General features: G+C 62.5%; 16 protein-coding genes and 1 tRNA gene. 7 read left to right on the top strand and 10 right to left on the bottom strand.

Features of this window, described 5'->3' with window-relative positions; translation table 11 throughout:
• Positions 1-37: 37 nt before the first annotated feature.
• Positions 38-1,219 carry a galactokinase gene (galK, locus tag BEN48_RS04395; protein WP_070733301.1) on the bottom strand — a complete coding sequence of 394 codons (1,182 nt, stop codon included), beginning with the start codon at positions 1,217-1,219 and terminating at the stop codon, positions 38-40.
• Between the two features lie 237 nt (positions 1,220-1,456).
• On the opposite strand from galK, the gene BEN48_RS04390 reads away from it, so the two are divergent.
• Positions 1,457-4,045 (top strand): glycoside hydrolase family protein, encoded by a 2,589-nt coding sequence (locus BEN48_RS04390; RefSeq protein ID WP_070733299.1) that lies wholly within the window; start codon positions 1,457-1,459, stop codon positions 4,043-4,045.
• Between the two features lie 75 nt (positions 4,046-4,120).
• Positions 4,121-6,529, top strand: coding sequence for a glycoside hydrolase family 2 TIM barrel-domain containing protein (locus BEN48_RS04385; RefSeq protein ID WP_083320755.1), 2,409 nt, complete (start codon positions 4,121-4,123; stop codon positions 6,527-6,529).
• A gap of 207 nt (positions 6,530-6,736) precedes the next feature.
• Here the strand turns inward: BEN48_RS04385 and BEN48_RS04380 are convergent, their stop codons facing one another.
• From BEN48_RS04380 to BEN48_RS18015, 4 genes are all read right to left on the bottom strand, one after another.
• Positions 6,737-8,272 carry a sensor histidine kinase gene (locus BEN48_RS04380; protein WP_070733295.1) on the bottom strand — a complete coding sequence of 512 codons (1,536 nt, stop codon included), beginning with the start codon at positions 8,270-8,272 and terminating at the stop codon, positions 6,737-6,739.
• Positions 8,272-9,486 (bottom strand): PAS domain-containing protein, encoded by a 1,215-nt coding sequence (locus tag BEN48_RS04375; RefSeq protein ID WP_070733294.1) that lies wholly within the window; start codon positions 9,484-9,486, stop codon positions 8,272-8,274. Before BEN48_RS04375 ends, BEN48_RS04380 begins: the two co-directional genes overlap by 1 nt.
• 253 nt (positions 9,487-9,739) lie before the next feature.
• On the bottom strand, positions 9,740-10,924 hold the full coding sequence (locus BEN48_RS18020; RefSeq protein WP_083320754.1) for a PAS domain-containing protein: 1,185 nt from the start codon (positions 10,922-10,924) through the stop codon (positions 9,740-9,742).
• Between the two features lie 15 nt (positions 10,925-10,939).
• The gene (locus BEN48_RS18015) at positions 10,940-12,772 is read right to left on the bottom strand and encodes a CheR family methyltransferase (protein WP_083320753.1); all 1,833 of its coding nucleotides are present in this window, start codon (positions 12,770-12,772) and stop codon (positions 10,940-10,942) included.
• Between the two features lie 263 nt (positions 12,773-13,035).
• Here BEN48_RS18015 and BEN48_RS04365 point away from each other — a divergent pair, with 263 nt between their 5' ends.
• The gene (locus BEN48_RS04365) at positions 13,036-14,070 is read left to right on the top strand and encodes a chemotaxis protein CheB (RefSeq protein WP_083320752.1); all 1,035 of its coding nucleotides are present in this window, start codon (positions 13,036-13,038) and stop codon (positions 14,068-14,070) included.
• A gap of 187 nt (positions 14,071-14,257) precedes the next feature.
• On the opposite strand, the gene BEN48_RS04360 is transcribed toward BEN48_RS04365, so the two are convergent.
• Together BEN48_RS04360 and BEN48_RS04355 are read right to left on the bottom strand one after the other, a co-directional pair.
• Positions 14,258-14,503 (bottom strand): antitoxin VbhA family protein, encoded by a 246-nt coding sequence (locus BEN48_RS04360; protein ID WP_070733290.1) that lies wholly within the window; start codon positions 14,501-14,503, stop codon positions 14,258-14,260.
• A gap of 74 nt (positions 14,504-14,577) precedes the next feature.
• On the bottom strand, positions 14,578-14,931 hold the full coding sequence (locus BEN48_RS04355) for a hypothetical protein (RefSeq protein ID WP_070733288.1): 354 nt from the start codon (positions 14,929-14,931) through the stop codon (positions 14,578-14,580).
• Positions 14,932-15,371: 440 nt separating this feature from the next.
• Here BEN48_RS04355 and BEN48_RS04350 point away from each other — a divergent pair, with 440 nt between their 5' ends.
• Positions 15,372-15,740: a DoxX family protein gene (locus BEN48_RS04350; protein ID WP_070733286.1), complete on the top strand. Its 369-nt coding sequence runs from the start codon at positions 15,372-15,374 to the stop codon at positions 15,738-15,740.
• Positions 15,741-16,015: 275 nt separating this feature from the next.
• On the top strand, positions 16,016-17,797 hold the full coding sequence (locus BEN48_RS04345) for an ABC transporter ATP-binding protein (RefSeq protein ID WP_070733285.1): 1,782 nt from the start codon (positions 16,016-16,018) through the stop codon (positions 17,795-17,797).
• An 894-nt stretch (positions 17,798-18,691) separates the two neighbouring features.
• Here BEN48_RS04345 and BEN48_RS04340 read toward each other — a convergent pair.
• Together BEN48_RS04340 and BEN48_RS04335 are read right to left on the bottom strand one after the other, a co-directional pair.
• The gene (locus BEN48_RS04340) at positions 18,692-19,522 is read right to left on the bottom strand and encodes a polyphosphate kinase 2 family protein (RefSeq protein ID WP_070733283.1); all 831 of its coding nucleotides are present in this window, start codon (positions 19,520-19,522) and stop codon (positions 18,692-18,694) included.
• A gap of 111 nt (positions 19,523-19,633) precedes the next feature.
• Entirely contained in the window at positions 19,634-20,356 is a 723-nt protein-coding gene (locus BEN48_RS04335; protein ID WP_070733281.1) for a VIT1/CCC1 transporter family protein, read from the bottom strand.
• 125 nt (positions 20,357-20,481) lie between these two features.
• Here BEN48_RS04335 and BEN48_RS04330 point away from each other — a divergent pair, with 125 nt between their 5' ends.
• Both BEN48_RS04330 and BEN48_RS04325 read left to right on the top strand, forming a co-directional pair.
• On the top strand, positions 20,482-21,192 hold the full coding sequence (locus tag BEN48_RS04330; protein WP_083320750.1) for a Dps family protein: 711 nt from the start codon (positions 20,482-20,484) through the stop codon (positions 21,190-21,192).
• Between the two features lie 174 nt (positions 21,193-21,366).
• Positions 21,367-21,448, top strand: a tRNA-Leu gene (locus BEN48_RS04325).
• Between the two features lie 184 nt (positions 21,449-21,632).
• Here BEN48_RS04325 and BEN48_RS04320 read toward each other — a convergent pair.
• The gene (locus tag BEN48_RS04320) at positions 21,633-23,222 is read right to left on the bottom strand and encodes an NFACT RNA binding domain-containing protein (protein WP_070733279.1); all 1,590 of its coding nucleotides are present in this window, start codon (positions 23,220-23,222) and stop codon (positions 21,633-21,635) included.
• Positions 23,223-23,231: the final 9 nt, after the last annotated feature.

The following is a 23,231-nucleotide window of genomic DNA, read 5'->3' as shown; positions in this document are numbered from 1 at the left end:
AAGGTCCTTCGCTACGCTCAGGATGACAGACGCCAAATCAGGCCTGCACTACCGCCACCGGTACCACCCCCACCCCGCTCACAATGGTAGTCTGGTAGGTCTCTAGTTTCAGGCCCAGCTGCTGCTGGTAGGCGGCGCTCACGCTGGCAATGAAAGCATCCACGTGCTCGGGTGCCACCAGGTTGATGGTGCAGCCGCCGAAGCCGCCGCCCATCATGCGCGAGCCAAACACGCCGGGGGCTGCCTTGGCGGCTTCTACCAGCACGTCCAGCTCGGCGCAGCTCACTTCGTAGTCGTCGCGCAGGCCGGCGTGGGAGGCGTACATCTCCTGGCCGAAGGCGGCCAGGTTGCCGGCTTCGAGGTGGCGGCAGGCGTTTTCTACGCGGGCGTTTTCCTGCACCACGTAGGCACAGCGGCGGAATACCGTGGGGTCGAGTTCGGCGCGGTGGGCTTCGAGTTGGACCAGGGTGGCGTCGCGCAGGCTGAGCACGGCTGGGTAGTGCCGTTGCAGCGTTGCCACGCCGCGCTCGCACTCCTGGCGGCGGGTGTTGTAGGCCGTGCTGGCCAGGCTGTGCTTCACGCCGGAGTTGCAGAGCACGATGCGGGCCGCCGTGGTGTCAAAGGGAAAATATTCGTAGGCCAACGAGCGGCAGTCGAGCCGCACCACGTGGCCCGCGCGCCCAAACAGGCTGGCAAACTGGTCCATGATGCCGCACTGCACGCCGGCGTAAGTATGCTCGGCTTGCTGGGCCATGCGGGCCAGCTCCAGGGGCTCCAGGCCCGTGCCCAGCAACTGGTTGAGGGCAAACGCCAGCCCGCACTCAAGAGCCGCCGACGACGACATGCCCGCCCCGATGGGAATGGTGGCGCCAAACACACAGTCGAACCCCGGCACCGCAATGCCGCGCTGCTGGAACTGCGCCGCCACGCCCAGCAGGTAGTTGGCCCAGTGGGTGTCGCTGGGGCTGATTTCGGCTGCGTTGACCAGCTCCAGCGTCTCGCCCAGGTCGTGGGCTACCAGCCGGATGCGGCTCCCACCGTTCAGGCCCACGGCGAAGCAGGCTTCTTTGTCGACGGCGGCGGGCAGCACAAAGCCGCCGTTGTAGTCGGTGTGCTCCCCTATCAGGTTCACGCGGCCGGGCGCTCGCACCAGCAGCGGCTCGTAGCCGAAGCGCTGGGTGAAATCAGAGTGAATGGCGGGCAGCAGGGAACCGGACATGGCGACAGTTGAGGTTAGGAACAATGACAAAACCCGGACAAGCAACGCTTATTTAAAAATACGGGATTTTGAGCGAAGCGAGCAGCCTGGGTGTGATGACGGCCGAAAAGTAGCACGTAACTTTGAAAACTGCGCAAACGTTTGCCCTAAAAACCATGAGCGTTTCCGGGCAAGGGCTAATCGACTTTGGCCTGCTACTTTTCGTTTCCTCCATCGCCCGTTAGCTCCCTGCTACTTATGTTGTTTCGCTGTGCCTGCCTGCTGCTTGCTTGCCTGCTTCACCATGCCATTGCGCCGCAATCTTTGCGGGCCCAGCCCAGCAGGCCGGGGCCGGGCGGCAACGTGGTGGTGGACAAAAACGGGGTGCTGCGCTGGGAAAAGGGCCGGCAGGAAGTGGCCCTGTTTGGGGTGAACTACACCACGCCATTTGCCTACTCCTACCGGGCCCTGCAGCGGCGGGGCGTGTCTCACGAGCAGGCCATTGCGCAGGACGTGTACCACCTCTCGCGCCTGGGCGTGGACGCGTTTCGGGTGCACGTGTGGGACGTGGAAATCACGGACACGGCCGGCACCCTGCTGGAAAATGAGCACCTGCGGCTGCTCGATTTCCTGGTGAACCAGCTCAAGCAGCGCGGCATCAAAATCATCCTCACCCCCATTGCCTACTGGAACAACGGCTACCCGGAGAACGACACGGGCACGGGCTTTTCCAGCATCTATTCCAAAACGCAGGCCTACACCAACCCGCGCGCCATTGCGGCGCAGGAGCGCTACCTCAGGCAGTTCCTCAACCACCGCAACCCCTACACCAGGCAACTCAACCGCGAAGACCCCGACATCATTGCCTACGAGGTGTGCAACGAGCCCAAATACAGCCCGCCGCTGGCCCCCATCACCAGCTTTGCCAACCGCATGGCGGCGGTCATTCGGGCCACGGGCTGCCGCAAGCCGATGTTCTACAACATCTCGGAAAACCCCGACGTGTACGAGGCCGTGCTCAACGCTAAGGTCGACGGCCTCACCTACCAGTGGTACCCGCAGGGGCTGGTGAGCAACCACACGCTGCGCGGCAATTTCCTGCCCTACGTAGACCAATACCCCATCCCGTACCGCACCGACAAGCGTTTCACCAGCAAAGCCAAGATGGTGTACGAGTTTGAGTCGGCCGACATTATTCAGCCGGTGATGTACCCCTTCATGGCCCGCAGCTTCCGCGAAGCCGGTTTCCAGTGGGCCACACAGTTTGCCTACGACCCGCTGGCCATTGCCGACGCCAACACCGAGTACCAGACTCACTACCTCAACCTGGCCTACACGCCGGCCAAGGCCCTGAGCCTGCTCATTGCGGGCAAGGTTTTTCGCAACGTGCGGCGCGGGCAGCAGTTCCGGCGCTACCCGCAGGACTCCGTGTTCAACGACTTCCGCGTGAGCTACCGGCAGGGGCTGAGCGAGATGAACACGCCCGAGGAGTTTTACTACACCGCTACCACCGGCACCGTGCCCCGGCAGGCCAGCAAGCTGCGCCACGTGGCGGGCGTGGGGTCGTCGGCGGTGGTGCGCTACGGCGGACTGGGGGCGTATTTCCTCGACCGCCTCGCGCCCGGCGTGTGGCGCCTGGAGGTGATGCCCGACGCCGTGGCCATCCGCGACCCGTTTGAGCGCGCCTCGCTGAGCAAAGCCGTGACCCAGATTTTGTGGAACGAGCAGCCGCTGGAAATCTCCCTGGCCGATTTGGGCCAAAGCTTCACCTTGAAAGGCCTGAACGAGGGCAACACCGCGCAGGCCCAGGCCACCAATGGCCGCGCTACCGTGCGGCCCGGCGTGTACCTGCTGGCCGCGGCGGGCAAGGCCACGGCGGCCTTTACGCCCCAAACCGTATTCAACCACCTCAAGCTGGGCGAGTTTGCGGCCCCGGCGCCCTCCCAGCTGGGCCCGCAGGTGCGGCACACGCCCGCCGCGCAGGCAGCCGCGGGCCAGCCGTTGAGCATCACGGCCACCCTCACCGGCCTGGCCCCCGGCGACAGCGTGTTTCTGGTAGCGCAGCACTACTACGGCCGCACCCGCACGCTGCCCATGAGCATGCCCGCCTACGCCACCGTGGCAGCCACCGTGCCCGCCGACCTGCTTTACGCCGGCCAGCTCCGCTACTGGCTGGTGCTGAAGAAGGGCGCGCAGTCGCTCACGTTTCCGGGGGGCTTTGTCGGGCAGCCGCGCGACTGGGACTACGCCCACCCGGAGCATTACGAAGTACCAATTGTGGCTTCCGGCACACCCCTGCCCCTATTCCGCGCCCACCTCGACCAAGAGCGCATTGAGGCGCGCGGCATTGCCCCTACCGCCTGGACCGACTACGTGACCACGCCCGCCGGCACGCTGGCCCTGCGCCTTGTGCAAGGCCCGCCGCGCTCCGGCCAGCCCGCTCCCACCGGCCCGGCCGCCTCCCTGCGCGCCTATTTCGGTGACGACCTGGCCGGGCGCCAGACGGATTTGGCGGGCTTCCGAGAAGTGGTGGTGCGGGCCCGTAGCAGCCAGCCGGGCGCGCAGGTGAAGGTGGTGCTCGTGACGAAAGACGCCGTGGCCTACTCCGCCCCCCTGCCCGTCAGCGCCGAACTGCAGGACGTGCGCATTCCGCTCAGCGCATTCCAGTCCGAGGCCCTGCTGCTGGTGCCGCGCCCCTACCCCGGCTTCCTGCCGCTGCAATTTCAGCCGGCTGCGAAGCCCGCTTTCAACATCACCGATACTGAGGCGGTGCAGGTGGTGTGGGACGCAGCAACCGCTGTGAGCAGCCCGCTTAGTGTTGATATTGAGTCTATTTCTTTCCAATAATGCTGAAAATTGGGGCTAAGAACGCCTGGTTCTAGTCCAGTCTTTTAGTCGATTTTGCTTCCTAACGCCCGCTAAATGGCTGCACTTTCTTCCCTTCCCACTGTTGCGATGCGTGCCGGCAGTGGCCTGTTGCTGCTGGCCGCGCTGAGCCACTGCACGGTGCCATCAAAGACCGATACTAAGCCAGCAGCGGCGGCCTTGGACTTCAACCAAGACTGGCAGTTTGTGAAGGACGTGGACACCACGGTTACGGCTTCGCTTTTCACCAAAGCGGCGGCGCCGGCTACCTGGGCGGCGGTGTCGTTGCCCCACACGCCCCGCCTGGAGCCCGTGGTGACGGAGCAGCCGCAGTGGCAGGGCATCAGCTTCTACCGCAAGTTTTTCCGGGTGCCGGCGGGTGGGCCCGGCCCCCGCGTGGCCGTAGAATTTGGCGCCGCCATGCACACCGCCGACGTGTACCTGAATGGCCGGAAACTGCAGCGGCACGTGGGCGGCTACCTGCCGTTTACTGTGGATATTTCGCGGCAAACGAAGTACGGGGAGGAAAACTGCCTGCTGGTGCGCCTCGACAACCGCGACAACCCCGTGGTGCCCCCCGGCAAACCACTCAAGGGCCTCGATTTCAACTTCTACGGCGGCCTCTACCGGCCCGCCCAGCTCATTCTCTCCGACCCGCTGCACATTGCCGATGCCGTGCAGGCGGGCCGCACGGCGGGCGGTGGCCTGCTGCTGCACTACGAAAACATCAGCCCCCAGGCGGCCACCCTGCACGTGCAAACCGAGCTGCAGAACGACGCCCCGCAGGCCCAAACGGCCCAAATCCGGACTACGCTACTAAACGAGAAGGGCCAGGAAGTAGGCCGCACCACAGGCGAAGCCGGCAGCATTGCACCGGGCAGTTTTGGGCGGGTGCAGCAGCAGCTCACCATCCGGCAGCCGCAGCTGTGGTCGCCGGACCAGCCCTACCTCTACCGCGTGGTGGTGGAAGTGCTGCGCGATGGCAAAATCATCGACCGTCAGGAAACCACCACTGGCGTGCGCAGCATCCGCTTTGCGGCCAAATCCTTCCTGCTCAACGGCCAGCCGCTGCGCCTGCGCGGCACCAACCGCCACCAGGAATACCCCTATCTGGGCTACGCCATTTCGGACAATGCCCAGTACCGCGACGCCTGGAAAATCAAGGAAGCTGGCTTCAACTTCGTGCGCTGCTCACACTACCCGCCCTCGCCGGCCTTCCTGCAGGCCTGCGACGAGCTGGGGCTGCTGGTGATGGACTCGGTGCCGGGCTGGCAGTTTTTTGGCAACGATGAGTTTGCCAGAAACGCCCTGCAGAACGTGCGCGACATGGTGCGGCGCGACCGCAACCACCCCAGCATTGTGCTGTGGGAAGCGGCCCTGAACGAAACCGACATGCCCAGGCCCTTTATGGACGCCGCCCACCGCGCCGTGCACGAGGAGCTGCCCTTTGCCGAAAACGTGTACACCTGCGGCTGGCTCGACTACGCCTACGACGTGTTTGTGCCGGCCCGGCAGCACCTCAAGGCCCCCGATTATTTCAACACCTACGCCAAAGACAAACCGCTGCTGCTCTGCGAGTACGGCGACTGGGAATACTACGCCCACAATGCCGGCTTCAACCAGGCCACCTTCGCCGGGCTCAAGGAATCGGAGCGCACCTCGCGGCAGCTGCGCGGGCAGGGCGAGCGGGCGCTGGCCCAGCAGGCCCTCAACTTCCAGGAAGCCCACAACGACAACTTCCGTGGGCCGGCCGTGGGCGACGCCAACTGGCTGATGTTTGACTACAAGCGCGGCTATGCCACGGACATTGAGTCGTCGGGCGTCTCCGATATTTTCCGGCTGCCCAAATTCGCCCACTACTTTTATGCCAGCCAGAATGGCCCCGTGGCCGGCCGCAACGGGTTCGGCCAGCCCATGGTGTACATCGCCAGCTACTGGCAGCCCACGTCCGGCAGGCAGGTGGTGGTGTACAGCAACTGCGAGGAAGTGGAGCTGCAGCTCAACGGCCAAACCGTGGCCCGGCAGCGCCCCGACCGAACCACCAGCGCCGACCGGCTGGCCCATGCGCCGTTCACGTTCACGGTGCCGGCCGTGGTGCCGGGCACGCTGCGGGCCGTGGCCTACCAGGCCGGCAAACCTGCCGCCACCACCGAGCGGCGTACGCCCGGCGCGGCTCACCACCTGCAGCTGCGCTACGACCGCAGCGGCCGCGACGCCCGCGCCCACGACGTGCTGTTTGTCTACGCTTCGGTGGTGGATGCGGCAGGCACGGTGCTGCCCGAAGCCACGGCAGCGGTTCGCTTCGCAGCAGCCGGTGGTGCCGAGCTCATCGGCGACAACCCCGTGCGGGCTGAAGCAGGAATCGCCACGATGCTGCTGAAAACCGGGGCGAGCCCGGGCGCAATTCAACTCACCGCTACGGCTGATGGCCTGGCACCCGCCAGCCTGAAAGTCCCCGTTAGATAACCAGCGCGGCCTTATGAAAAAGCATTGCCTCTGCTAAGAGCGTGTTTGGGATTTTGATTTTCGTGTCATGCTGAGCTTGTCAAGCATCTCTCCTGCTTCGTTGAATCATTGATTACTACTGCGGGAGAGATGCTTCGACAAGCTCAGCATGACAGCCAATTTTTAGTATCTATTGCTAATTCAGGAACACGTCTAATAGCTAAGCACTTACTCGGCTATGTCAAAGCTAATGATGGTGCCGCGGCCCAGCTGCGAGTTTATCTGCAGCTGCCCGCCCAGCAGGGCCACGCGGTTGCGCACCCCCGACAGGCCCATGCCCGCCAGGGGCTGGTCGGTGAGGGTGTGCGGGTCGAAGCCGGTGCCGTTGTCTTCCACGCTCACTTCCACGCGGCCGTTTTCGCGGACCACGTGCACCACCACCTCCGTGGCCTTGGCGTGCTTCATGGCGTTGTTCAGCAGCTCCTGCACAATGCGGTACACGGCTATCTCCACCTGCGGCCGCAGGCGTTGGTCCAGGTTATACAGGTGCAGGTTCACCAGCAGGCCCGCCGGCGTAATGCGCTTGCTGAGTTCCTCCAGGGCCGTGCGCAGGCCAAAGTCTTCCAGAATGCCGGGCGTGAGCTTAAAGGAAATGGTGCGGGTGGTCCGGATGGCTTCGTGCAGCAGCTTGAGGGCGGCGGGGGCGGGCGCAGCGCCAACTCCGCTTTCCAGGCTGAGCTTGGTGGCGTAGAGCAGCTGGCCCAGGCCGTTGTGCAAGGCCTCGGCAATGCGCTTGCGCTCGTTTTCCTGGGTGGTGAGAATGGCCGAAAGCAGGTCCTGCTGCTGGCGCAGGCGCAGCTGGGTGGCTTCTTCGGCCATGCGGTCGCGCTCGGTCACGTCGCGGAACATGATAAGCACCCCCGTGATGCTGCCCTCCTGGCGCAGGGGCACATGGTGGGCGTCGTAGTGCCCGATGCTGTGCGCGAAGGCCTGGCCTTGCAGCACCACCTGCTCGCCGGCCAGCACCCGAGCCAGCACCTGCCGGTTTTCGTCGCAGTCGAGCTGGGGCAGGATTTCGGCCATGGACCGGCCCAGCGCGGCCGCCGCCGAGTGGCCGAAATAGCGCGTGGCCTGGCTGTTCCAGGCCGTGATGTTGCCGGCACGGTCAAGGGCCACAATGCCATCTACGCTGTTTTCCAGCAGGCTTTCGGTGAATTCCTTTTCGGCTTCCAGCTGCTTTTTCTGCTGCACGGCCTCGGTCACGTCCACCGACAGTACCACGCCCTGCTCGCGCTGCTCGTCAAAGAAACCGAAGTTCTGAAACGCCAACGGGTGCTCCTCGGTACCTACCTCGGCCATGAAGTTTACAGACTGGCCGCCCAGCACCTGTCGCATGTATTGCCCAAGGGACGCAAACGCCTCAAACACGTTGCGCCCCACCAGCTCGTTGTCCTGCAGGCCCACGGCCCGCAGGCCCGCTCCCACCGCCTCCAGGTAGGTGCCATCGGGCTGGAAGCGGGCCAAGACCATGGGCATGTTGCCGAGCAGGCGTTCGAGCACCAGGGATTTGTAGTGCAGCTCCTCTTCGGCCGCGTACAGGGCCGTCACGTCGCGCAGCACGCCCGCAAAGAACGAGCCTTCCCCCGGCTGCTCCACGCTCCGCCCCGCCGACGACACGTGGTGCACCGAGCCATCGGGCCAGACAATGCGGTAATCGACGGCCAGCGGGGCGCCCGTGGCAATGGCGTCGTTGGTAGCCGCCATCACCGGTCCCGGTCCTCGGAGTGGAAGCGTTCCATCAGCAGCTCCGCTGCCACGGGCTGGGGGCTGTAGGGATGGCCAAAAATGGCCTGGGAGCGCGCATCCCACACCAGCTGGTCGTTAGTTACGTCCCAAGTGAAGACGCCGGTTTCCGACGCATCAAGGGCCAGGCTCAGGCGGGCTTTGCTTTCGCGCAGCTGGGCGGCGGCTTCGCGGTCGGCGGTCACGTCGCGCCACAAAATGTGAATCAGCGGGTGGGCGCCTTCCTGCCCAATGGGCGTGAGCACGGCTTCTACCCATATTTCCTCGCCCGTGATTTTGCGCATACGGGCCGTGCAGCGGCGCGAGCCCGTGCGCAGGGCCTCCTCCAGAGACTCGCGGAAGAGACTGGCCGTGGTGCGGCCATCGGGCTGCACCACCGGCGCGTGCGCGGCCATGCCCCGACCCACAATCTCGCTTTTGTGGGTGGCGCCCAGCAGGCGCAGGGCCGCGTTGTTGCAGTCGATGTAGGCCTGGCCCTGCAGCAGCACCACGGCATCGTTGCTCTCGGCAAAAAGCCGGCGGAAGCGGGCTTCGCTGGCGGCCAGGGCGTCGGTGGCGTTGCGGCGGGTGGTGGTGTCCAGCACGGCTAGGCGGCAGTGGGGCCGGCCAGAAGCGGTTTCGGGGGCGCCTTCCACGCGCAGGCCTTCCATTTGGGCGTAGAAAGGGGTGCCGTCTTCGCGCAGCAGCACCATCTCGGCGCTCACGGTGCGGTCGGTGGTGAAGATGCGGGCCAGGAACTGCCCGAATTCCGGGCGGGTCTCCATTGGCACAAACAGCGCGAAGCGCCGCCCCACCAGGCGCTGGCGCACGCTGCCCAGCATCTGGCTGCCGCACAGGTTAAGCTGGTGAATGAGGCCTCCGTCGGTGAGGGTGAAGTAGCCCACCGGCGCAAAATCGTAGAGGTCAACGTACTGAGCACGCGCGTTCTGGGCCTCGGCCTGGGCCAGCAGCAGCTCTTCGTTCTGCATTTCCAGCTCTATCTGGTGCACCTGCAGCTCCTGCATCAGGCGCTGCACGTCCTGCGGGGTCTGGCTGTCGGCGGCGGCGTGCGTCACGAGGTAGCGCCGCCGCTCCGCCCGCGACTGCAGCGAAGCGAGCGCCGCGTGCACATCGGCCGGGCGCTGGGCGGGGTTGCCCGGCGGCGCGTCCATGTCGGCGTCATAATCCGTGTCCATAGCTTGGTGCAGGGTTAGGCTGCAGCCCGCAGGCCCAGCAAGGGAGCCAGCAGGATTGACAAAGTGGAAGAAAGCTGCCCCACAATGTATGGCTTATAAATTCAAGTGAAGGCCAGCCAATCGGTGCATTTTCGGAGCGACAGGCTACCTAAACCGAGTTGTTTAATTCTTTCAAACCGAATAAACAGCGGCCCAAAGCTCCCTTATTGATTTAAAACATAAACAAATATAATTTTAAATATACAAACAGGTTTTACTCAGGCGTCACGTCCTTTATTCCCAGCAGCAGCTTGCTGCTGAGGGCGCCGGTACTCACTATGCAGCGGCCGTACACCAACAGCTCGCGGTGCCCGGCCTCAGGAAATTCGGCGTTAAAAATGTAGTCGTCGAACGTGGTGGTGGGGTCGCGCAGCACCGCCTCCATGCGCTGGCGCAGGGCCGGCTGCTGCCAGGTGCCGCCGTCGAGGTCGGCCAGGAGCTTGCCCTTGGCCTGGGCGGCATCGAGGCGGAAGAGTTCGGCAAAGGCGTGGCTCACGGCCAGCACCCGCAGCTGGTTGTCGAGCACGAGCAGGGGCTCGCGCACGGTTTCCACCACCACTTCGGCCATGCGGCTGCTTTCCTGCAACTGGCTGGTGAGGATTTTGAGGGCGGTGATGTCGGTGAAGGTGATGACCGCGCCGCTGATGTAGTTGTCGAAGGTGCGGTAGGGCATGATGCGCATGGCGTACCACTCGTTGCTGGTGGTCTGGATGTTGGTTTCGATGCTCACCAGGCGGTCTATCACCAGGCGTACGTCCTGGGCCAGCTTTTCGTGGCGCAGGTTGCTGGCAAAGTGCGTGATGGGCCGGCCCACATCGGCCGGCAGCAGCGCAATAATGCGGGCCACGGGCGGCGTAAACCGCTTTATCACCATGTCGTTGTCCAGGAAGATGGTGGCGATTTCGGTGGCGTCGAGCAGGTTTTTCATGTCGTTGGCCGCCAGGCTCAGCTCCTCGGTTTTGCTCAGGTACTGCATGTTGAGGGTCATGAGTTCCTCGTTGAGGCTCTGCATTTCCTCCTTGTTGGTCATGGCTTCCTCGTTGGTGCTTTGCAGCTCTTCGTTGGCGCTCTGCAGCTCCTCGTTGGTGCTTTTGAGCTCTTCCAGGCTGCTTTCCATCTCCTCAATGGTGGTTTGGAGGCGGTGCTTGGTGTACTGCAGCTCTTTTTGGAGAGCGGCCACGGCGGCGGCGCTGCCCAGCTCGGCGGCGGGTGCGGCCTTGCCCAGGCGCACCTTGCGGGGCGTGGGCTGGTCCTCAAACACCACCAGCAGCAGGCCGGCCAGCTGGTCGGGCTCGTCCAGGCACTTCACCGTCACGCGCAGCAGCTGCACGCCCAGCTCGGTTTTCAGCTTCACGTTTTCGGCCACGGCGTCCTGCCGGGTGGTGGTGGCCTTGTGCACTGCCCCGCTTATCTCTTAGTTCAGCTCCTCGCGCGCCATCTCGAAGATGTTCATGCCGCTCAGGCCGGGGGCGGGCTCCAGGTAGCGCCCGGTGCGCCCGTTCACGTACAGGATTTCGCCTTTGGGGTTGATGACCACCGCGGGCGGCGTGTACTGGCGCAGCAGCACCCGCTGCACCAGCGTGGCAAACAGACCGTCTTTGCGGGAAGAAACTACATTCATGGTACTGGCGGAAGGAGACGCGCTGGCTTGCTGCCGGGCCATCGAAAAAGGGAAGCTGACAATGCGGTTGAGGGTGGACGCGGCGTCGGTGCGCCGCGAGATTTTCCACTTGATGTCCAGCGGGGCAAACAGGTCCTGAAAGCCGGTGAGGGTTTCGCTGGGCCCCAGCATGAGCACGGCCCCGGGGTTGAGGGCGTAATGAAAGACGGGAATGATGTTTTTCTGCAGCTCGGCGGAGAGGTAGATGAGCAGGTTGCGGCACACCAGCAGGTCGAGCTTGGTGAAGGGCGCGTCCTTGGTGAGGTTGTGCACGGCAAAAATCACCACGTCGCGCACCTCTTTCTTTATCTGGTACTGCCCGTCGGCGTGGGTGAAAAACCGGGCCAGGCGCGCGGGGCTCACGTCGGCCTCAATGGTTTCGGGGTAGCTGGCGGCCCGGGCCACCTCAATGCCGTCGCTGTTGATGTCAGTGGCGAAAACCTGAATTTTGAGGTAGTTGCGCGGCGCCATGCCTTCCAGGCACTCCAGCAGGCACATGGCCAGGGTGTAGGCCTCCTCGCCGGTGGAGCAGCCGGGGGCCCACACCCGCACCACGCTCTCGGCGGACTTGTGGCGCAGCAGGGGCAGCAGCTGCACCTTGAGGAGTTCAAAGGCCTCGGGGTCCCGGAAAAACTTGGTTACCCCAATCAGCAGCTCCTGGAACAGGGCTTCCACTTCGGCGGGGTTTTCCTGCAAAAACCGCACGTAGTCGGTAAACTCCTTAATCTGGTGCGAGTTCATGCGGCGCTCGATGCGGCGGAACACGGTGTTGCGCTTGTAGAGTGAGAAGTCGTGCCCGGTCTGGGCCCGGATGAGGATGAAGATTTTCTGCAGGGCGTGGGCCGGCTTCGCGTCCGACTCGGGCAGCTCGCGGCGGGGCCGGTTGAGCAGCGCGCGGGCCGTGTACTCCAGCAGCTTGGCGGGCAGCTGCTCGGCGGGCAGCACGTAGTCTACAAACTCGGTGGCCAGGGCCGAGCGCGGCATCGAGTCAAATTCGGCCGTTTCGGGGGCCTGCACCATCACCATCCCAAAATTCTCCATCACCATTTTCAGCCCAATGGTGCCATCGGCCCCCATGCCCGAGCAGATGATGCACACGGCCCGCTCGCGCGCGTCCTTGGCCAAGCTCTGAAAAAAGAAGTCGATGGGCAGGCGGCGGCTCGGCGGCTGCGTGGGCGCAAGCAGCAGCAGCGTGCCGTGCAGGATGCTCATGTCGCAGTTCGGCGGAATCACGTACACGTGGTTGGGCCGCACCCGGAGGCCGTCGGAGGCTTCCTGCACCGGCATGGCGGTGAAGTGCTGCAGCACCGCCGCCAGCTCCGATGCCTTGTCGGGCACCAGGTGGGTGATGACCACGAAGGCCATGCCGCTGTCGGGGCGCATGTGCCGGAAGAACTGCTCGAAGGCCACGAGCGAGCCCGCCGAGCCTCCCAGGGCTACCAGCGGAAATTTCTCCTTCGGCCCGTCCTGCTGCTGCGCCAGGCGCACCTGCGCCGGCGAGGCCGGGCCATCGTGCGGCTGGGCGGCAAGGGGCGTCACGAGCAGGGCGGGCTCGGGGGCAGAAGAGTCGGACGGGGTGGGAGTCATTGAAAAAACAAAAAGCAAACGCGCCACCGCAAAGAAACGGCCTGGCCGCTTTGGTCGCCCCGGGGCCGGCGTGCGCCGGGCAGCAAGCTGGGCCGCCCAGCCCGGACAGGTACTGACGGCCTTGCTGCTGGCGCTATGGCTTATTCATCGGTCACCACCCCGGCTATTCGAAATTACGCAGCAATCGTGGCCAGCAACACCCTATTCACTTTTCATCCCGTATTACCACAGGTCTTCTTTCGGCTTTCTGTTTTACTTCTGCCGTGCCGGTTCCTTCCCGTCTCATCGTAATCGGCACCTCGGCTGGCGGTATGCCCGCCCTGGTGCGCTTGGTGGCCCAGCTGCCGGCGTCCTTTCCCGCGGCGGTGCTGGTGGTGCAGCACTTTGCGCCCGATTCCAACGGCCAGCACCTGGTAGACCGGCTGGCCCGGCACACCGGCCTCGCCTGCCACCTGGCCACCAACGGCCAGGTCCTCGAAGCCGGCGCCCTCTACCTGGCCCCACCCGACTGCCACCTGCTGGTGAAAAACCACGAAACTCCCTACGCCCTGGTGACCAAGGGCCCGCGCGAGAACAACTACCGGCCCGCCATAGACGCCCTGTTCCGCTCGGCGGCCGTGGCCTACGGGCCGGCCGTGGTGGGCGTGGTGCTCACCGGCATGCTGCACGACGGCACCGCCGGCCTGGAGTACATCAAGCGCTGCGGCGGGCTGGCCGTGGTGCAGGACCCCCACGATGCCGAACACCCCAGCATGCCCGAAACCGCCCTGCGCAACGTGGCCGTGGACTACGTGGTGCCCCTGAGCGAGATGGGCGCGCTGCTCGAAAAAATTACGCGCAGCCCCCTGCCCGCTACCACTCCCAGCCGCATTCCCGAAGACCTGACCCAGGAAGCCGCCATTGCCGAAAGAGTGGTGGGAAACGTTGACGAAGTAGCGCGGCTGGGCCACCTGGTGCCCCTCACCTGCCCCCACTGCGGCGGCAACCTCTGGGAGCTGGAGCACGGCGCCGTGCTGCGCTACCGCTGCCACACCGGCCACGCCTTCACCGGCGACACCCTGCTGCGCAACTCCCAGCAAAACCTGGAGGAAACCCTGTGGGTGGCGTTGCGCATGATGGAAGAACGCAAAAACCTGCTCACCAGCATGGCCACCTGCGAGCCAAGCCCCCTTGGCCTGCAGCAGGCCGAGCGCATTGAAGAGTTGAAAAAGCACGTCAACCGCCTGCGGGAGTTCCTACTCAACAGCACGGCACCCGGGGCACCGGCCACCCCTGCCAGCCAGGAAGTGAGCGAGTAAAATTCTGTCCGAACAGCGCCTGTCATGCAGAGCGCAGCGACGACAGGATGCTTTGCAAGGGAAGCCGGATGGGCATAATAGCTTCACCCGAATACGCTCTAAAAAGTCGTTCAGAAATGAACAGCTTGCTGGTTATTTGTCTGCTGGTTATTGTCTAAAAATTCATTATTCGGCCCAAAGGCTTGGCTCACACCATGCTGCTGCCGCGGTTGAGGTACTGCCGGAAGGCGGTGTGCTCCTGGGCCATTTGCTCCCGCACCTGCCCAATGGCTTTGGCCAGGGTGATTTCGCCGCGCACGTAGCGCTGGAAGTAGCCAATGGTTTCCTCGTTGGGCTCGGTGCCACCCAGGGCTTGAATGGCCAGGGTATTTTCGGCCGTGCGCTGGCGGCGGAGCCAGTCTTTTTGCTGGTCTTCGTTGAGGAGGTTGGACATCTGCGAAAAATTAGGAGTTGGCATCATTGCTAACAGGCTGTTCTTCACCAGCGCGTGCAGCAGCCACCGGGCTCTCATGCTGCCAGGCGCTGGCTACTGTGCCAGGCCGCGTCGATGAGGGTAGGCGCAAAGCACAGGCTGGGGGCCAGCTGCCAGCTAAGCAGCGCCTGCTTTACGTCGTCGGAGGCGTGCACCACCACCAGCTGCTTGTGCTCCTCCTGCAGCTTGAGGTAGTAGTCGCAGAGCGTGCGGGCCGCTTCGGGGGAAAGGACCAGCAGCAGCCCACAGTCGACCCACACGGCGGTTTTACCGCTGCGGCACGCGCATCGCAACGAAAAGTCGAGGGAAAATTGTGGTCCCGTTGGGCTGCCGGGCGTGAGGAGCAGCAAGTAACTTTCGGGCAGCGTTTCGTGGAAAACAGTAGTCATAGCTCGGAAGGAATAGAGTAGACAGAAGTAAAAAGGCAGCCCTTGCAACTCCCTGTAACAGCCAGCTATAAAGTGGCTACCAGGACAGCGTTCTACAAAGTTCACCTCACTACTTTCAGAAACACCCGGTAGAAGTACTGAATTTGTTTACGTACTTATACAAATAATCCATTCGTACAAAACATTGATTTCCTAATCGTTGCCTCCACCAAAGGCCCTGAGCTACGCCCGCCTGCCGCCGCTGCTGCCGGCCGCATTGGAAAACCTGCGCCGCGTCTACTGTCGTAAGGTCTTCTGATATTCAGATTATTGAGCGGCGCAGTGCTAGCTTGGGCCGGCAGCCGCCGTGAACACGGCCGGGCCATTGCCCTATTTCGTCCGGGCCCGACCGGAATGCTTTTTTGTAGCCCCTATTTTTTTCACTTTTTTTTCCCCAACCCATGAGCCCTTCGGTACGCAACATCATTGCCTGGATTCTGCAAGTCATCCTCGCCATTCTTTTCATTAAAGCAGGCGTCGACAAGCTCCGCGACATCGACGGCATCACGAAAATGTTTGAGGGCCTCGGCTTTCCAGGCGTGGTGGGCATTGTGGTGGGCGTGGCCGAGCTGCTGGGCGGCATCGGGCTGCTCATTCCGCGCACGGTGCGCCCGGCCGCCATTGGGCTCGTCATCATCATGGTGGGGGCGATGGTAATGCACGCCACCAAAATCCCCGGCGGCATTGCCGGCGGTGCTTTTGCGGCCGCGCTGCTGCTGGGCCTCATTGTGGTGCTGCTGCTGCGTCGCAACACGAGCACGCGGGCCTAGCCCCACCGGAACCCGGGAAGGCTGGCCGCCACGTAACGTAACAGCCAGCCCTCCCGCACATCCACCGCCCACGGGCCCCACCAAAACCGCTGCTCAATGCGTTGGGCAGCGCTTCGGGGCCGTGGGGCGTTGAACAAGGCAGAGGACAGCAGCCCCAGGTGCAGCTACTTTCCCGGCCCCTCAGGTGCACACGCCACACGGCGCGTTGCAACCATTGGCGCGTGGCCGGGTTGCTACCCCGGCCCCGCCTTCACTTCGGGCCGTTACTTTGCTTCATGAAAATCCTTTATAGCTACCTGCGCAACTATTGGGGCCTGCTGGTGCTGGCCCTGGTGCTGGCCACCGTCAACCAGGTATTCTCGCTGCTCGACCCTTATATTTTCCGCAAGCTGGTTGATAAGTTCGTGCCCAAAAACGGCGACCTGGGCGGTATCCTGCAGGTGCCGTTCTGGCCGTTTTTCCGGCGGGCCATCCCCTACATCGGCATGATGCTGGGCGTGGCCATGGTGTCGCGCATCGCCAAAAACTTCCAGGACTACTACGTCAACGTCATCACCCAGCGCCTGGGCGCCAAAATGTACTCCGACGGCCTGCGCCACTCCCTGGAGCTGCCCTACCAGGTGTTTGAGGACCAGCGCTCCGGCGAAACCCTGGGCAAGCTCCAGAAGGTGCGCATCGACGTGGAGAAGCTCATCCAGGGCTTTGTCAACGTGCTGTTTACGGCGCTGGTGGGCATCATTTTTGTGATGTGGTACGCCATCACGGTGTACTGGCCCATTGCGGCCGGCTACTTCATCACCATTCCGCTGCTGGGCGTGTTGAGCTACGTGCTCAGCAAGCGCATCAAGGTCATTCAGAAGACCATTGTGGCCGAAACCACGGCCCTGGCCGGCTCCACCACCGAAAGCCTGCGCAACATTGAGCTCATCAAAAGCCTGGGCCTGGCCCAGCAGGAAACCGAGCGCCTGAACGCCACCACCGACAAAATCCTGAAGCTGGAGCTGCGCAAGGTGCGCTACCTGCGCTCGCTCTCCTTCGTGCAGGGCACCTTTGTGAACCTGCTGCGCAACGTCATTGTGCTGCTGCTGCTTTACCTGCGGGTGCAGAACCACATCAGCCTGGGCGAGTTTTTCTCGTTCTTCATCTACTCGTTTTCCATCTTCGGGCCGCTGCAGGAGCTGGGCAACATCATCAGCATCTACCGCGAAACCGAGATTTCGCTGGCCAACTTTCAGCAGATTCTCGACACACCCAAAGACCGGAAGCCGGCCCACCCCAAATCGGTGGCGCACATCGAAAACCTGGCGTTCGACAACGTTACCTTCAAGCACCTCACGGCCAACGCCCCGGCGCTGAGCGGCATTTCCTTCACCACCAGGCTGGGCGAAACCATTGCCTTCGTGGGCCCCTCGGGCTCGGGCAAAACCACGCTCGTGAAGCTGCTGGTGGGCCTCTACCCGCCCCTCGCGGGCCAGATTCTCTACAACGGCATCCCCGGCTCCGAAATCGACCTCGACGAGTTGCGCGAGCAAATCGGCTTCGTGACCCAGGACACGCAGCTGTTCTCCGGCACCATCCGCGAGAACCTGCGCTTTGTGGCCCCCCACGCCACCGACGAAGAATGCCTGCGCGCCCTGCACCAGGCGGCGGCCACCACGCTCCTCTCCCGCGCGCCCCAGGGCCTCGATTCGGTTATCGGCGAAGGCGGCGTGAAGGTGTCGGGCGGCGAAAAGCAGCGCCTCAGCATTGCCCGCGCCCTGCTGCGCAAGCCCACCCTGCTGGTGTTCGATGAGGCTACTTCGGCCCTCGATTCGCTTACCGAGGAAGAAATTGGCAAGACGGTGCGGGAGCTGTCCGGCTCGCGCCAGCACATGACCATCCTCATTGCCCACCGCCTCAGCACCATCCTCCACGCCGACCGCATTTTCGTGCTCGAGCGCGGCCACATTGCCGAGCAGGGCCGCCACGAGGAGCTACTGCTGCAAAAAGGCCTCTACTACGCCATGTGGCGCCAGCAGATTGGCGAGCGCAAGGAGACCGCGGCCGTGCTGGCGTAATTGAATTTATACTGTGGGAAGCATGCCGATTTGGTATGCTTCCCGCTATTTACCTGCGCACTAAGAAGAAGTACTCGCTATTCGGGCAACCGATGAGTAGCGGGTATCTTAATGTTGGGCGCAAGCAGAAAAAACATTCCACATTAATATGACTTTGCCGGACTACATCAAAAAAAGAAATGGCGTATCACTTGGAGGTTCTAAATCATTAAGAAATAATCTTTATCGTTCATTTGGCTCCAAAAATTTTTCTACATTTTGGAAATATTGGAATCCGATATTCGGATATTACTTGGGAAAGTTCATATTCAAGCCTATAAAGAAAATTTTTCCTGTTTCCATTGCCTTAATATTGACCTTTATTTTCTGTGGCATCATACATGATATTGTTACTACAATCTTTCGTCGAGAAATATCATTTTTCTTTTCAATTTGGTTTTTCTTTATGGGTCTTGCGGTTTTGATAACTAACTGTTTCAAACACAATTTTTCAAGGCGAGTTTGGGTAGTGCGGGCATTTATTAATTTGAGTATAATAAGTATCTGTTTAGCATTGACAATTTATACTAATAAATTTTTAACGATTGGATTTTGAAATGAATTTGATTGTAAAAGCAAAAAAAATCAGAATTAAGATTTTCTAAAACCTAATTTTGGAAAAATCCTGCGCCCAGCATCGGGTTTGCCAAAATACGAGCTTGACAAATTTATCTTCAGCAGCGGTATTTCTACTGTACTTAATGTCGGGGCTGGACGAATAACTATTTGGCTTTTTGTTGTCAACTTCAACTTCATATTTTAAATCCGCAGCGGTTCTGGGCTGGACGGATTACTACTGTCCGTAGTTCGGCAAGCACTGCCCGTTACAAAGAACGCTGACGCTATACCCATCCGCTACTCTACCACCTGCGCCGCCACGTCAAATGTTGCTTTGGGCGGCTGGGGGTTCATGGCCTCCAAAGCGGCTACCACAATTTCCGTAATGGCCAAATCCCGCGCCCACTTTTGGTTGGCCGGCACCACAAACCACGGCGCGTGGGCCGGGGAGCAGTGACGCATGGCGTCCTCGTAGGCTTGCTGGTAGGCCGGCCACAGCTTGCGCTCCTTGATGTCGTTGGGGTCGAATTTCCAGTGCTTGGTGGGGTTATCGAGCCGGGCTTGCAGGCGTTCGGCCTGTTCGGCTTTTGAGATGTGCAGGAAGAACTTGAGCACCACCGTGCCGCTGTTAGTCAGCAGCGCTTCGAAGTTGTTGATGTCCTCGTAGCGTTGTTTCCAGATTTTCTCCTCAATCAGGCCGTGCACGCGGGTGATGAGCACGTCTTCGTAATGTGAGCGGTTGAACACCCCGATGTGCCCCCGCTTGGGCGTTTGGGCGTGCACGCGCCACAGGAAATCGTGGCTCAGCTCATTGGTCGAAGGCGCTTTGAAAGCGGAAACGTGCACGCCCGCCGGGTTCACCCCGGACATCAGGTTCTGAATGGCGCCGTCCTTGCCACCCGTGTCCATGGCCTGAAACACGAGCAGCACGCTGCGCTTGTGCTCCGCGTAGAGCAGCTCCTGCAAGTCGCTTAGTCGCTGCCGCAGCACCAGCAGGCGCGGGCTGGCCTCGCGCTTGTCGTCGGCGCCGTAAACGAAAGGGGTGATGTCGTCGGGGTCCACCTGGGCCAGCCGAAAGGACTTGCCAGACACCTGAACGGCGGGAGTTTGGGGAAGGTCGAATTTCATAAGGACAAAAAATAGCTTCTGGGCGTGGCAATTTATAATCCTACGCAGCCAACGGGATAAAGCTGCCTGCTGCAAACACCACCTGAACAGGCAGGCGCCGGCCTGAAACCCCTACTGCGTGATAAGCCGCGCCACGCCAAAAGCCGCCGAGGCCGCCAGCGCGCCCACAAACGCCATTTTTAAGGCGCCGGCCACGGCCGGCTGGCCCGTCATGCGGCTTTTGAAATAGCCGAACACCAGCAGGCACACCAACGTGATAGCCGCCGACCACGCCAGCCCCTCCGTGGGCGTAGCAGTGAAGAAATAGGCCGTGAGCGGAATCAGACCGCCCACGGCATAGGCCGTGCTGATGGTGAAGGCACTTTTGGGCGCCTGCCGGGGGTCGGGCTCTTCCAGGCCCAGCTCGTACTTCATCATAAAGCGCACCCACTGCTCGGGGTCAGACGTGAGCTCGGCCACGGCGGCGGCGCGGGTGGTTTCCGAGAGGCCCATCTCGGCCAGCAGCTCGTCTACTTCGGCGCGCTCCACGTGCGGCAGCTCCTGCACTTCGCGGTGCTCGCGGGCCAGCTCGGCGGCGTAGTGCTCCACCTCGGTGCGGCCCGCCAGGTAGCCGCCCAGGCCCATGGCAATGCTGCCGGCCACTATTTCGGCCAGGCCGGCCGTTATCACCAGGGCCGAGGAATCGACGGCGCCACTCAGGCCGGCAGCCAGCGCAAAGGGCACGGTGAGGCCATCGGAAAGGCCAATGACGATGTCCTGCAGCATGGCCGAGCTGCTGAGGTGGTGCTCGGCGTGCGAGCCAAGGTGCGGCTCTACCAGGGCGGGGTCGTTCATAGGTAAAAAGTAGTGGCTAAAAGCTCCAAAAGATTAACTCGGCGTCCTGCTTTACGTACGCTGGAATAGAATTTCCTGCCCGATTTATTTCGGCTATTCCTTTCACCTCACCCGATTTCAGAATTATGGCATCTCCCGCCAAAGCCGCTCCCAAGAGCGCTGCTCCCAAAAAAGCCGCAGCCCCCGCTCCCAAGAAAGCCCCCGCAGCAGCCAGCAGCAACGGCAAAAGCACCGCCGCGCGCAAGCACGCCGGCAGCAACGCCGCCGTCAACATCCTGCCCAACATCAATCAGCAGCAGAACGCGCCCTCCCCTACCCAGCGCTACGGCACCGTGAGCCAGCGCCTGCCCATTGGCCTTAGCGAAGACACCCGCCAAAGCAGCGTAACCATGCTCAACCAACTGCTGGCCGACACCATCACGCTGCGCGACATGTACAAAAAACACCACTGGCAGGTGGTGGGTCCCACGTTCTACCAGCTGCACCTGCTGTTTGATAAGCACTACGAAGAGCAGTCCGTGCTGGTCGATTCCATTGCCGAGCGCATCCAGGTGCTGGGCGGCGTGGCCATTGCCATGGCCCACGACGTGGCCGAGCTAACCAGCCTGCCCCGCGTGCCCCGCGACCGCGAGGAAGCGCCCGTGCAGGTGTCGCGCCTGCTCGACGGCCACCAGCGCATTCTGAAGAACTGCCACGACTACGCCAGCAAGGCCGATGAAACCGGCGACGACGGCACCAACGACCTCATCGTGAGCGAGCTAGTACGCACCAACGAGCTGCAAGTGTGGTTCGTAGCCGAACACGTAGTGGACTCGCCCCTCACCCAAGCCGAGTAGTTTCAGCCGGTGCTTGACTTAAAAAGGCCGCCCGTCTCACGATGAGCGGCTTTTTTTATGAAAATTGCGGCCATTAGGTTGCGGGTGCACGGCAGGCCGGCTATCTTTGCACCCGCTTCACCGCCTCAGTGAAGCCGGTTTCGGCCGCATTACCCAGGTTTAGTTGCTCTATTTGCGCACGTGGTGAAACTGGTAGACACGCCATCTTGAGGGGGTGGTGCCTTCGGGTGTGGGAGTTCGAATCTCCCCGCGCGCACGCAAACGAAAAGCCCGTTCCATTTACTTGGAACGGGCTTTTTTGCTTTTTAATTCGAGCCCGACAGTTCCGGTCACGCTTTGCGGTCAGACCGGTCAAAGAACCACCACGGCAGCCCTGACGACAACCGTCTGACCGCCAAAGGCGGTCGGACCGGAGTGTACGCTTGCTTATACGCCACTACTTACAGCCCGTCGGGGCCATTAAACGGGTTGCCGGGCTTCACCAGCACCACCCGCTCCCGCTCCACCACTACCTGGCCCGGCAGCGCACCCTTGGGCTTGCGCACAAACTTTTTGGGCGTCACGGTCACGGGGCACAGCGAGTCGTGCTGGCGGCGGGAGTACCAGCCGGCCAACTGCGCGGCGTGCTCTACCACGGGCTCGGGCACGGGCTGCCCGGCCTTGTGCCGGATAACCACGTGCGAGCCGGTCACGTCCTTGGCGTGCAGCCAGAGGTCGTCTTTGTGCGCGTATTTCTGCGTGAGCAGGTCGTTGTTTGCCGCGTTGCGGCCCACCAGAATGGTGAAGCCCCGGTCCTCGAATACCTTAAACGGCAGCTCGGTGCCGGCTTTGGCGGCGGCAGGCTTGGGGTCGAGGCCGTGCTGCTTGCGCCAGGTGCGCAGGCCGCGCAGCTCCGCCAGCGCGGGCAGGATGTCCATTTCTTCCAGTCGTTCTAAGGCAGTCAGAGCCTCCGTTTCGCGGCGTGTAATGCGCTCGGCAAGCTGGCGCTCTTCGATTTGCTGGTTTTTGCCTTTGCGGTAAAGGTTTTCGGCAGTGAGTTGGGGCTTTTCGGTGCGCTTCAGCTTGATGAGCTTGGGCTGATTAGTGTAAAAGTCCAGCACTTCGATTTGGGTAGCCCCGGCCGGAATGTCGTGCAGGTTGGCCATGATGAGGTCGGCGGTGTGGCGGTAGCCGGCTTCGTGGGCCAGGGCGTGCAGGCGCTGGCGGGCGTGCGTAGCGGCGGCGCTGGCTTCGTCGGCCCGGCGCTCCAGCAGCTGGCGCAGCTGCTTGGTTTCCATTTCCAGGGCGCGACGGCCCAGGGCCATGGGCACAAAGCGCCGCAGAGCCGCCACGGGGTCGTCGCCAGGGAAGGTTTCCAAGATTTCGCCCAGCGGCAGCAGACTCAGGCGGGTGCGGCCCTCCAGCTGCGCGAGGTAGTAATGCGCAGGCTTTTCCAGCTGGGCCAGCACCTGGTTTACCAGGCGGGTGCTGTTTTCCGGAGCGGCGGCGGGGTCGTAGCCGTGGAGGCGCAGGTAGCGGGCAGGCAAGTCGGCCAGGGGCGGCGGGAGCTTGGCCGGAGCGGCGGGCTGGTCGGGTTGGGTAGTCGGCACGGGCGGCGCTGGTTGCGGGCGCAGCTCGCCATCGGCCAGCAGCTTTTGCTGGAAGAGCTGGGCCACAGCTTCGGAGCCTGTGCGAAAAATGGCGTTCGGACGTGGCCCGTAGAGCTTAAACACCAGCCGCGCTCCGCTACGAAAGTTCACCTGCAGCACCCGGTCCTGGGGCCACGCCGCCACGGTTTCCACCTGCTGGCCCAGCATGTCGGTAAACAAATCCGCGGAATTGGTGCGGGCGCGCTGGAAGGTTTCGGGCAGGGCCAGGGCCGGAAAGGTGGCGCCCAGCTGGGCTTTCAGCCAAAACTCTGCCGTGCCGTTGGTGAGCCCCACCACCAGCTCATCCTTCTCCTGCGAGAAGCACACGGCCACGCGGTAGCCCCGCAGCCGCTCGGTGAGCGCGGGGGCCAGCTGGCGCAGGAAATAGTAGTTGGTGTGCACGGCCGGGGC

Source organism: Hymenobacter glacialis (assembly GCF_001816165.1).
GTDB lineage: Bacteria > Bacteroidota > Bacteroidia > Cytophagales > Hymenobacteraceae > Hymenobacter > Hymenobacter glacialis.
This window is presented reverse-complemented; position numbering and strand designations above follow the sequence as displayed.